This window comes from Bacteroides fragilis NCTC 9343, from assembly GCF_000025985.1.
Classification (GTDB): Bacteria; Bacteroidota; Bacteroidia; order Bacteroidales; family Bacteroidaceae; genus Bacteroides; species Bacteroides fragilis.
In genome coordinates, this window is record NC_003228.3 from 705761 (window position 1) to 718888 (window position 13128).

Consider the following 13128-nt stretch of genomic DNA (forward strand, 5'->3'; position numbering starts at 1 on the left):
TTGTCCTTTTTAGAATTTAACTGTAATACCAAAACCATAGCTTGATGTTCCCGGAAGAGAGAAACGCTCAAAGGCACCGGCCATGTTGTTGTTTCCCTGTGATGATTCGGGGTCAATACCATTATCCATTTCTGACCAAAGCAACAGGTTACGTGCAAAGACATTCACTGTAACTCCTAAATAAGATTTATTCAGTACCGGATAGCTGAGGGCGATTTCACGTAGTTTCAGGAATGAAGAACCATATACTCCGGCCTCAGAGATTGTACTCAGTCTGTCGAAATAGTTATAAGCATTTTCACCGCTGATTTTAATATCGTTGGGTGCATAAGAACCGTCGGCTAATTGTTTAACGGCTGGTTTCTCAAAGTAGAAGTGATCTGCTTTACGATAGTCTGCTGATTTCTGAGTAACACCGTAATAATCGAGTGTTGAAACGGATCCGGCATACATGCATCCACCTTGTTTCCAATCGAGTACGGCCGAAAGACGGAATTTGTAGAATTCAAATGTTGTATTGAAGCCCATTCTGAAGTCCGGAGATACATTTCCTAATACTCTGTTTTCACCTAATGTCGGCATACCGTTTTCATCTACGACAATCTGGCCTTCCTCGTTTCTTTGATAGCTTGTACCATAGATAACCGGGAATTTGTCTCCTGCGCTCAAACGTACCTGCGGATCAACAAAACCTCCTAACATGATGCTTGATACACCGGGCGCCAGTTTATCAACGTAGTTATCGATTTTTGAGAAGTTAAATGCAAAATCCCAGTTGAAGTTCTTTGTCTGAATTGGATTCACACTCAAAGTGATTTCGTGTGAATTGGTATGTACGGAACCACCATTGGTGATCAATTCGCTATATCCGGTAGAAGTAGCCAAGGGTACTTCGAAAATCTGATCTTTCACATTCTGGCGAGAATAGGTGTAATTCAGTGAGATCAAACCATTCCAGAAGCTGAAGTCTGCACCGATTTCGTATGATTTGGTGTTTTGGGGTTTCAGATTCGGATCATAAATCTTGTAGTATGGGATATATGAGCTGATTGATCCGATAGGATATTGTATAGGAGTACCTGATGAGAATCCGCCGCCGTAAACCGGTGTTCTATAGTAAGAAGGATAATAGGTACCTGCCTGACCTACTTCTGCATAAGAAGCACGGATTTTACCATAAGTCAAAACATCGTTTTTCAATGCTTCCAGTTCGGTAAAAATGAAACCGAGTGAAACTGAAGGATAAGTGAATGAACGGTTGTTGCGTGGCATAGACGAAACAATATCATTGCGGACAGTTGCATTCAAATACAACATGTTACGGTATGCTAATGAAATGTTACCGAAATTACCAACGGTACGCTCGCGATGATAGGTTCCTGTAGACGAATAGATTGATGCGTTAGCTATATGGTTCCATCCCGGGAAATTGAAGTTACTTCCGAGATTGTATTTGTATTTTGAAGAATTATCGACTAATTCATTACCATATAACACGTTTAAATCAAGTTCCGGAGTGATTTTCCAGTCATAAGTAACAGTTAACAATGAATTTATTTCATTGTTTGTAACGCTTTGCTCTTCAATGCTACCTGTTCCGTTGGAGTGTCCATATCCCCATGTGTCGGTATAGTTAGTGGTATAAGCATCGGTACCTAACTGGTATTTTACATCCAGTTTATGATCCTCGGTACCGAAATCGGTAGAATACTTAGCGAATGCATTTCCAAAGAAACGTTGGGTACGTTCTTTAAAAGAGTTGTTTTCAACTGCCCAATAAGCACCGTCGAAACCGGTTGTAGAGCGATACGTGTTCTGAGTATAAGGGTCACCTTCAGCGTGTGATGGGATACCGCCTAAATCGTAGCTTGACGGTGCACCGTATACCGTTGCCATGATACCGTTGTTGGCGCCGGTCTGTTTCTTGATTTTAGAGTAAACGAAGTTTCCGTTGAAACCAGTTGACCAATTCTTGCTCAGCTGAGCTTGTGCAGTCAGTTTTGCATTATAACGATCCATACCGGTTGAAGGTACAATACCGTTTGCTGTAGTGCTGCCTAATGACAAAGAATAACTTCCTTTATCAAGGCTTTGTGCTACGTTTGCACTGCTGTTCCAGGTAACACCTGTATTGAAGAAATCTTTAGCATTGTCGTATGCACGGGGAGTAGCCCATGGGTCCAGTCCTGCCTTGGCACGTTGGTCTACATAATATTGTCCCTGATGCTTTCCGAATTTCTGAGTGTAACTGTTGTCTGTGTTACCACCATATTTAGGGTCATTGGCAAGTTCTGAAATCAGAGGTCCCCATGAACGAGAGTCAGACGGGCTAAAAGCACCGTTGAATCCTTGTGCGAATTCTTTTTGGAAATCGGGCATGGTAGAGACCTTATCGAATGAAAGACCTGTATTGATTGTAACTTCCGGTTTACCTTTACGTGCGCCTTTACCGCTCTTGGTGGTGATTACTACCACACCGTTTGATGCACGCATACCATACAGAGCAGAAGCAGCCTGGCCTTTCAGGATGTTGATGCTCTCAATGTCATTCGGGTCGATATCTACCGCACGGTTCGCATAGTCGGAGCCTGTAACAGAGTTGAAAGTGTCCAAGTCAGTAGATGATGAGATAGGCATACCATCTACTACGTACAATGGAGTATTATCTCCTGTAAATGAACGTGAACCGCGAATAGTCATTTTAGAAGAAGCACCCGGCATACCTGATGACGGAGATATTTCCACTCCTGAAACCTTACCTTGCAAAGCGCTGGAAAGGTTGCTGCTTGAAGCCTGAGTCAGCTTATCTCCTTTAACATCCTGCACAGCATATCCTAACGCTTTTTTCTCTTTTGAGATACCCATTGCTGTTACTACAACTTCGTCAAGTGCCTTAGCATCAGTCTTTAATATCACTTTGATTACCGGTGCAATTGCTACCTCAGCAGTCTGCATTCCGATGTACGAAATCTGCAAAGTCTTTGCAGAACTGTAACACGATCTAACTTCCTTATAATGTGATTGTTATCAACGGTAATTGAACTTAGTAAAAACACACAAAGCTTGCGTTAGTTATTTGATAATCAATTAGATAATGTAATCTAAAATTTTAAAAGACTTCATGTGATACATTATATAGTACTCACAATATCTTGATAACAGTCTAAAACTCAATGCTATAATGTTTGTTCATTTCAATAATAAATCTACCATTTTTATTCTTCAGATAATATCTCAATTTTACATGTATATATTTCTGATAAAATTTCTAATTGTAGAGAATTTTACCTTTCTTCAATTTTTGCACAAAATAAATGTTGAATATTCTCTTAAATATCTTCTGATTTGAGAGGTTCTGTTCTTACTTTGTCCAGCATAATCATATAGATATAAATAATAAGACTACTATATCCAGTTTCAGATATAGTAGCCTTATTATTAAATGGTAAATACAGATTATATTTCCCTTGATTAATATCCTGTATTCTGCTGATCTTTCATTGACGGATTTGCATCAATTTCATCTTGAGGAATTGGTAATAAAGTCTTGTAGAAATCACGATTAAAACTACGTGCTTCCTCTTTCAATGCTTGTTGCCAGCCTTGGTCTTCTTTCGATGTATAACGAATAACGGTTTCATTATTACGCATTGCATCAAAAAAGCGATGTCCTTCACCTATTAATTCTTTTCTTCTCTCTAATAAAACTCTATCTACTGTAACGGTTGTACCCTTTACTGTTTTATTCGGATTAGCCCGTTTAACAATTGCATCCAAATATTCTACAGCTTTATCATTCTGATTCCCTAGCTTGGCAGCAGCCTCTGCTGCATTTAAATATACCTCAGACAAACGGACTAACGGAACATTATTATAACGTAAATCGCTCAGTCCATCTGCTGGATATTTGTTCAGAAATACAGTATTTGTCCCATATAATTTCTTGAAATCTTTAGTGGTTGGAGCTAAAAACACACCCAAACGTACGTCATTCGGATCTTCATTAAGTAGATCGAGAAATTTTTTAGTGGCAATTATGTCTGCATACCCATCTTCATTATATAAGTAAGCAATACCTTCACGATCTGTCCAGTCTGTGGAACCGGTGATAGCTATTTCAAAAAGCATCTCGTTAGAATGAACTCCACTTATTTTACTCCATGCACCCACATATTCTTCATTCTTCCAAAGTTTATAAGGAGAATTTTTAATGATATCTTCAGCAACATCCAATGATTTTTGATTATCACCTTGAGTTAAGTATACTCTTGATAATAAAGCCTTTGCTGCCCATAAATTAATATATCCCGGGGTAGAAGATTCTGATAGCGCCTTAGAATTTATAGCTTCATTCAAATCTTTAATCACTTGTGTGTAGACCTCAGAAACTGTATTTCTGATTAACTTACTATCTGAACCTAATACTGTGGTAACCACAGGAATACCCAAAGAGTTGGGAGCATCAGGGGCTGTATATGTTTTACCGTATACACGTACCAAATCAAAATGAGCCATAGCCCGAGCAACTTTTGCTTCTGCTGCATATTGGGCAATAATATCCGCAGCCTCTTCTTTATCAGTCAGTTTTCCACTTTCTGCAGCTTCAATAATTCGGTTTGCGCGTCCAATCACAATATAAGGTGTTTGCCAGATACTGGGTGCATTATCAGCTGTTGAATAGGTCATATCATAACATAGCTGAGAACGGCTGCCGGACTTTTCCGTTTGCATATCTTCACCTCGTACCTCACCGTAATAAAACATACGGGCAGCATAATAGTCCTTAAAGTCGGATGTTCCTTTAATTATCTGATACATACCGGCGCGCACAGAAGAAAGGTCAGCACTTGTAGTGACAGCCTCATCTGCTTCGACTTGATCGCCTGGTTCTACATCCAACCAATTGTTTACACACGAAGATAGGCCGATGATTAAAGTAGCACCTATCAATGCTTTATATATTGTACTCTTCATACTTATTTTCTTTTTAGATTATTAAAAACCAATTTCGAGACCAAATGTATATGTTCTTAATGCAGGCATTTCGAAAGTACATAAACCATCTACCGGCATTTCGGGATCAACCAGCAAATCTTTTGATTTCCAAGTCAGCAGATTGTTAGCAGAGAAGTAAACCCTTGCTTTGGAGATACCCATCTTAGACAATAAGCCTTTGGGGGCAGAGAAACCCAATGACAGGTTTTTCAGACGGAGATAGTCAGTGGGCATCAACCAACGTGACGACAGTACACGTGAATTACCGTATTTAAATTTCGGTAATTTAGCATTGTCACCTTCCTGTTTCCACATATCTTCCAATTTATAGTATGAAGGAACTGCGCCATAAGACGTATAAGTACCGCCATTATCGTGTAGCCAAGTTGCATAATCTACTGCCTTCCCTCCTAATGAATAAGTCAGTGTCAGATTAAGGTCAATAAATTTCCATTTTACGAAATTGGTCAATCCTCCCTCTACTTTCGGATCATGATGCCCGACTATTACTTTCTGCGCTTCAGAAGTCAATGTTGTAGTCTCATTGGTTCCATCATTTTTATAATACATCTCATTACCGGTTTTCGGATCAACTCCTGCATATTCAAACATGTAGTAAGAATAATATGGTTCACCTACTCGATGTATTAATGCGCCATCAATCTCATCTGTCTGAATACCATCCAGTTTGACCAGCTTATTCTTATTATGTCCAATGTTAAAAGTAGTTGTCCAGATCAAGTCCTGAGTCTGCATATTTGTTGATGACAGACTAATTTCAACACCTTTATTCTCTAATGAACCTACATTCTGCAAAGTAGTAGGGGCGAAACTTATTGGATCATAATAGCCCGGAACATACGAAATCCGTTTATTCATTAACAAATCATTTGTTTTACGCGTATAATAATCCAAAGTAAGGCTTAAACGATCCCAAAAGGTTAAATCCAACCCAAGATTAAAAGCCTTATTCTTTTCCCATTTCAAATCAGGACTACCAATACCGATAACTCCCATACCTGACTGGCCGTTATAAATTTGTCCGGCTCTATACATATTGATCATATAACTATAAAAAGTACTTGGTTGTGTCCCATTTACGCCATATGACAAACGGAGTTTACCATCTGTTATTACATTTTTTATAGACTCTAAAAATGATTCTTGCATAAATCTCCAAGATCCGGATATTGACCAAAAATTTCCCCAACGATTATCCCTTGACAAACGAGAACTTCCATCACGGCGATAACTAACGCCTGCATAGTATGTATTATCAAAATTATAATTTACACGTCCTAAGAAAGAAGTTAAACGAGATTTATCACGGTTACTATTAGAAGATGTTTCTCCTGCATTTGCTATTTCATTTTTATAGCCAGGATACTGAGAACCATGAGTATATACCCACGAGTCTGTGAAGTCTTCAGTTTCAAAACCAAGTAAAGCATCTAAATTATGCTTTTGAGCAAATGTTTTAATATAAGTCAACTGGGTTTGGGTTGTCAATGTTTCCAATGTTCGGTTATAACGTTGGAATACGCCATTGGAGGAACGTCCGTCATTACTACGTGGATCCCACCATACAGACTCTATTGAGGAAGTATAATCAAAGGCTATTTTTTCACGTAGTTTCAACTCATCCCAAAGAGTAACAGTGGCTGCCAAAGTATTGAAAGAACGAGTAATTGCATTACGATCATAATTATATGTCCGAGTTTGCACAGGATTTGCACCATTCGTTAAAGGAAAATTAGAACTAAATGTTCCATCCTCATTATAAGGTACAGTGGAAGGTGATGCAGTCCAAAAAGCATTCATGATAGGACTGGCAAAAGAAGTACCTTCATTAGTCATATTTTGAAGAATACGTGAAAATAAAGTAGAAGCTTCCACTTTTACACGTCCTGTTTCGTGAGAAAGATTTGCATTACCTGTCATGCGCTCTAAGCCGGATCGTGCAGTGATTCCTTCTTGCTTTGCATAAGCCAAAGATGTATAGAATTTGGTTTTTTCTGTTCCTCCCTGGGCACTGATTTCGTAATTTTGGTGACTGCCATTCTTGAATAAGATCTCTTTCCAATTAGTCCAACCATTAACTGGTTTTGCAGCAAAAGCATCAATATCATCTTCCAAGGCAATTTCAGCTTGAGCTGCAGTCATGCCTTCTTCATCCATATAATAGTTTTTCAAACCAAACTTAATCAGTTCACGCCGATCATCTCCATTTAAGGTCGGACGGTAATTAACTGCTATATTGGAAAATCCCCAGTCGCTACGGAAGTTGAACTGAGTCTTTCCTGTAGCTCCCCTTTTAGTGGTGATCACAATAACGCCATTAGCAGCACGTGAACCATATAAAGACGCTGCAGCAGCGTCTTTGATAACTGTTATCGATTCTATATCGTTACTGTTTAAAGTTGCCAATACATTGGTACCGGTACTATTATATCCTTCCCCCGTATTCGGAGTATTAAAAGCACTGATATTCCCTGACTGTACTGGAGTACCATCAATCACATATAAAGGATCATTTCCTGCATTCATGGAGCCCATTCCACGAATACGTACAGATGTAGTAGCTCCCGGTGCTCCTGAAAATGAACTGATTTGTACTCCCGGAATAGAACCTGCAAGTTTATCCTCAATGGCCATAGTCGGTATATCTTGTAACTTTTCTGTAGCCATAGTAGATGCCGCACCCGTAAAAGTTGATTTTTTAAAAGTACCATATCCTGTTACTACTACTTCATCAAGGACTTCAGTGTCTGGTTTTAATATAATTTTCACAACAGGCCTAATTGCTACCTCAGCAGTCTGCATTCCGATGTACGAAATCTGCAAAGTCTTTGCAGAACTACAATTATATCATAACTTCTTTATTATAAGAGTTTTATAGCAATACCGAGAACTTTTACCTATAATACAATATTAATGATTATATATCTGAATATCAATTACATATTATAAGAGCGCTAGTAATAAAAATCAAATAATCCCTATATCGATCTCCCACTATTGTAAATGTAATCCGCTTATTGTGAATGAAATATAGATTAAAAAGTATACGACTGAAAAAAGAATGTTATACTTAATAGTTCCAAACGAAAAAGAAGTCATAAAGCAGTCTATTATTATTATCTCACATAAATGGCTTAGAGATGAAAAAAGATAATTACTAATTTGATATTTATATAAAAGACAGAGAATACAAACCTAAATTTCTCCATAATGGGATTAATAAGCTTATGTGTTTAATAAACAGCCAATTAAATCATTTACATTTTGCATGTAGGAAGTTAGTTTTAACTCAATGTTAAAACTAACTTCCTACATGCAAAGAATTAGTGATTTTCAATTAGAAAACAAGTTCTTTCTAGAAGCGATATTTGAGAACTGTGATTCGTGTTAACAATGTTAATAGTCAATACATTTACGTAAGGCTTAAATCTTTGTTACATATAAGATACTTTGCGATTATTTTTAGACTTTTCTAAGTCTCTTACAATAGTTATGTCCATTATATTAGTATAAACCTGTGTTGTTTTCACACTTTTATGTCCCAATAGCTTTTGTACAGTAGTAATATTGACTCCACTGTATATTAATAATGTGGCATTGGTATGGCGAGCGGTATGGAACGAAATACGTTTATTTAGCCCTGATAATTTTGCTATGATCAATAGTTCCTTATTCACATTTGAATTATCTCTAAGCTTAAAAAAATCGGCAAGATCATCTTGATATTTATTCAAGACTTCTATTCCTTTCCCCTCAAATAAAAGATAAAGCGGAAGACGTACTTCCGTGTTCGTTTTCACAGATTTATAAATAAGCCAAGTTTCTTGATGCATTTTCACTATGTTTTCAGGGGATAAGTTGGTGAAGTCAGAATATCGTAATCCCGCATAACAACAAAAGAGGAAAGCATCTTTGGTCTTTTCCAGTTTAGTGAACCGTCCCCCCAATTCCAGACTTTCAATCTTTCCTAATTCCTCCGGAGAGAGGTGAGTATGATTATTCTCAACACTCTTGATCTTATATTTCCGAAAGGCATATTTCTGTATTTCCATATATTCTTTATTTATGGCTACATTAATATGACGCTTTAGATGTTTCATGTGTTTCGCAATTGTGTTAGTATGATATCCTTTTTGCTGAAGATAGTGATCAAATGAGGATATAAATTCAAAAGTCAATTCAGAAAATGACACATCCTTCTTATAACTCCTTAATAATTCTAATGTTGAGAGATGATTGCGTTTTGTACTTTCCTTCAATGAAGATTTTGCTATTTCGTTGCGGAAAAATGCAATAAATGAAGTGCTGTCGTCTTGATTTTCCATAGAATTCTTTAATGAATCCAATGAAATCTGTTTCCCCTGTTGCCACAATCCCAACTCTTTCTTCTCTATTTCTGCCATAAACTCGTAAAGCATGTGATTGATAGCATCTGCATTAGGATGGTTCTTAACCATTCTCTTCTTAAAATCCCATTGATCGGGACTCAAGTAAACTTTGGTAGAGAAATATTTCTTTTTTCTGTTTAAATAGGCCTCAACCTGTACTAATGCCATACCCTTTTTATTCAGGCTCTTTTTCCTATTATACACCAAACTGTAAATAATTTTATCCATTTCCTTTATTTTTAATTAATACTATGGACAAATAAGACGTGCTTGGGTACTATATTAGAATTGAATAAGATTTAATATCTGCTAAAACCTGCTATTTTTTATATAGAAATAACTAATTCGACTTTTGAAAAAGTGGCTAATTTATATTTATAAAAACTTCCTTAACAGAAAAACAAGCATTATTTTAGCTCTTATTAAGGCTTAAACACACAAAAATATGCAAAAATGTATATGAATAGTGCCTGCAACATGTTAGCAATATAAACTCCGTTTACGTTTTTTAAGGCGGATTTCTATGTTATTAGACATAAAACTGTGCTTTTAGATAACGATTTGTTATATTTGCAAGGTTTTTTTATAAAAATGATTGTCTGTTTCATATTTCTTAATATATTTGCATTTTGTTAGAGTAAAGAAACAATTAATGTAAAGTTAAACTTTAAGAGAGAATTTATGAAAAGAAAATTAATGCTGTTATTGACTTGCCTTTTTATGGGTATAGGTCTAGTAACTGCCCAAACTCAGAAGGTAACAGGTGTTGTTATTTCTGAAGAAGACGGGCAACCAGTTGTTGGAGCCTCTGTATTGGCTAAAGGCACCACTGTAGGTGTTATTACTGATGTAGATGGTAAATTTACATTATCTGGTATACCAAGTTCTGCAAAGACTTTGCAGATTTCATATATTGGTATGCAGACTGTTGAAGTAGCAATTAAGCCTGTTGTGAAGATTACGCTGAAGCCTGATACTGAAGTATTAGACGAAGTAGTTGTAACAGGATATGGTAACTTTAAAAAGTCATCTTTCACGGGAGCAGCATCGAGTATTACAACGGAAAAACTTCAAGACGTTCCTTCTTTGAGTGTACAGGATAAACTTGCAGGTTCAGTTGCCGGTGTACAGATTACATCTACTTCCGGACAACCGGGTGCTGTGGAATCTGTGCGTATCCGTGGAATGGGATCAATCAATGCCGGTAATGATCCGTTGTATGTGATTGACGGAGTACCTGTAATGACCGGTGACGCCAGTGAATTTACTTACTCTCAGTCTGGTAACAGCTTACTGTCTACTATTAACAGTAATGATATCGAGTCAATGACAGTAATTAAAGATGCAGCGGCTGCTTCGCTTTACGGTTCGCGTGCTGCAAATGGTGTTATTGTAATTACTACGAAAAAAGGGGCTTCAGGAAAATTGAAACTCAATGTAAGGGCTGACTGGGGATTCTCTAACAAGGCTATTGATTATCGTCCTATTCTGAATGGTGAAGACAGACGTGACATTTTGTATATGGGTTTAAAGAACTATGCTCTAAATTCAGGTAAGGATGAAACTTATGCCGTGAACTATGCAGATAATAATATTGATAAATATGCTGCAAAACCTTGGAGTGGATATACTGATTGGGAAGATGTTCTTTTCAGAAATGGTTCTCATCAGAATTATGAAGTGAATGCCCAAGGAGGAAATGAGCGGACTAAGTTTTATACTTCATTCGGATATACCAAACAGGAAGGTATTACACTTCAGTCCGGTTACGAGCGTATTACGGGACGTGCAAATATGAGCCATACGGCGGATCGCGTTACAATCGAGGCAAGTACGATGTTTACGAATTCAACTCAGAATGTAAACTCGGAAGGAACAAGTTTCTCAAGCCCTATCATGTGTCTGGCCATGACAGCTTCTCCTTCTACATTCCCATATAACGAAGACGGTACATTCAGCACGAGTTTCCCTGCTTTGAATGGTGCCAATCCCCTTCAAACTGCAACATATAATTATGATCGCAGTACAATTGTACGTACCCTGAACACACTGTCTGCAACGTGGAATATTTGGGATAACTTGAATATTAAAGAAACTTTAGGTTATGATTTTAACCAAACAAATAATCGTGTGTGGTGGGATCCGCGTTCTAATGATGGACGTTCTTCAAAAGGAGTATTTCAGCGCTATATGATGAACAGAAGCAAATTGAATACTCAAACTCAGCTGACTTATAACAAGACATTTGCGGAACACCACAATATCGATGTATTGTTAGGTTTCGAAACAGAAGATTATAAGTACGATTATACCTATACTAATGGTAATACTTATCCATCTTACTTACCGGAAATTACGAATGCAGGCGTTTCTAGAGGTGCCAGTAACATTAACAGTTATCGAATGACCTCCTACTTGGGACGTTTAAATTATGATTATGCCGGCAAATATTATGTAAGTGGTAGTTTCCGTCGTGATGGTAGCTCACGTTTATCAAGAGACAGCCGTTGGGGTAATTTCTGGTCAGTATCTGGTTCGTGGAGACTTTCACAAGAAGCATTTATGGAGTCATTATCTAATGTTATTACTGATGCTAAAATACGTGCTTCTTACGGTGTAAATGGTACACAACCCAAAGACTACTATGGATATATGGGGGTATATGAGTTTGGATATAATTATAATGGGAATGGTGGTTCGTCAGAGGCACGTTTCTATAATCCCAGTCTGAAATGGGAAAAGAACTATGCTACAAACATTGGTATTGACCTTACATTATTCAATAGATTGACTGTTTCTGCAGAGTGGTATAATCGTGAAACAAAAGACTTGTTAATGGATAAACCGATTTCTGCAGCAGTAGGTGTTATCAATAGTTCGGGTGTTGCTAATATGCTCGTTAACGTTGGTTCAATGAGAAACCGTGGTTTTGAATTGGAATTGAAGTCCACTAACATTCAAAACAAAGACCTTCTTTGGACTACTTCTTTGAACATAGGACACAACAAGAATAAACTGACCAAACTGGATGGTGAACAACAGGAAATTATCAGTGGAGTTTCTATCCATCGTGTAGGTCAACCATATTACTCAATCTATGCGTATGAGTATGCAGGTGTCGATCCTCAGACAGGTAAAGAACTGTATTATATAAATGGTGAAGACGGCAGTCGTGAAACAACAACAAATTCTGCTGCCGCTAATAAAACAATCATTGGTTCTATCGAACCTAAAGTACAAGGCGGATTGACCAATTATGTTAGTTGGAAATTTATTGATTTCAACTTGACCCTGACTTATTCACTGGGTGGACATGCTTATGATTACGCCACCTGGCTGCAATCTAATGGAGGTACCTATCATTATTTAGGTAATGTTCCGGCTTATTATAAAATGGAAGATACTTGGCAGAAAACAGGTGATAATGCCAAACTGCCGCAATTTGCATACGGTAATGCCAATAAAGCTTCTTCTCGCTGGTTGATGTCTACCGATCATTTACGTGTAAAGAATATGACCTTGGGATTCACTTTACCTCAAAGTTGGTCGTCTAAAGCCGGTATAAGTAAGTTAAGAGCTTATGTTTCAGGAAACAACCTATTGACTTGGAAGAAAAAGAGCTTGTACGTTGATCCGGAAGTTCCTGTTGACGGATTGTGTACATTCGAAACTCCGGCTCTCCGGACTGTTACATTTGGTCTTGAAATCGGTTTTTAATCAAGTA

Annotated in this window: 5 protein-coding genes; 1 reads left to right on the forward strand and 4 read right to left on the reverse strand. The window is 37.5% G+C overall.

Annotated features, from left to right (window positions below):
- Window positions 1–9: 9 nt before the first annotated feature.
- The 4 genes from BF9343_RS02755 to BF9343_RS02770 all read right to left on the reverse strand — a co-directional run bounded on the left by BF9343_RS02755 (window position 10) and on the right by BF9343_RS02770 (window position 9632).
- The gene (locus tag BF9343_RS02755; protein ID WP_032574916.1) at window positions 10–2955 is read right to left on the reverse strand and encodes a SusC/RagA family TonB-linked outer membrane protein; all 2946 of its coding nucleotides are present in this window, start codon (window positions 2953–2955) and stop codon (window positions 10–12) included.
- A gap of 516 nt (window positions 2956–3471) precedes the next feature.
- Window positions 3472–4974: a RagB/SusD family nutrient uptake outer membrane protein gene (locus tag BF9343_RS02760; RefSeq protein ID WP_010992109.1), complete on the reverse strand. Its 1503-nt coding sequence runs from the start codon at window positions 4972–4974 to the stop codon at window positions 3472–3474.
- A 21-nt stretch (window positions 4975–4995) separates the two neighbouring features.
- A complete protein-coding gene (locus BF9343_RS02765; protein ID WP_032528737.1) occupies window positions 4996–7818 on the reverse strand; it encodes a SusC/RagA family TonB-linked outer membrane protein in 2823 nt (940 codons plus the stop codon).
- Between the two features lie 632 nt (window positions 7819–8450).
- Window positions 8451–9632: a Tsr0667 family tyrosine-type DNA invertase gene (locus tag BF9343_RS02770; protein ID WP_005784676.1), complete on the reverse strand. Its 1182-nt coding sequence runs from the start codon at window positions 9630–9632 to the stop codon at window positions 8451–8453.
- A gap of 453 nt (window positions 9633–10085) precedes the next feature.
- On the opposite strand from BF9343_RS02770, the gene BF9343_RS02775 reads away from it, so the two are divergent.
- A complete protein-coding gene (locus BF9343_RS02775) occupies window positions 10086–13121 on the forward strand; it encodes a SusC/RagA family TonB-linked outer membrane protein (RefSeq protein WP_010992111.1) in 3036 nt (1011 codons plus the stop codon).
- Window positions 13122–13128 lie beyond the last annotated feature (7 nt).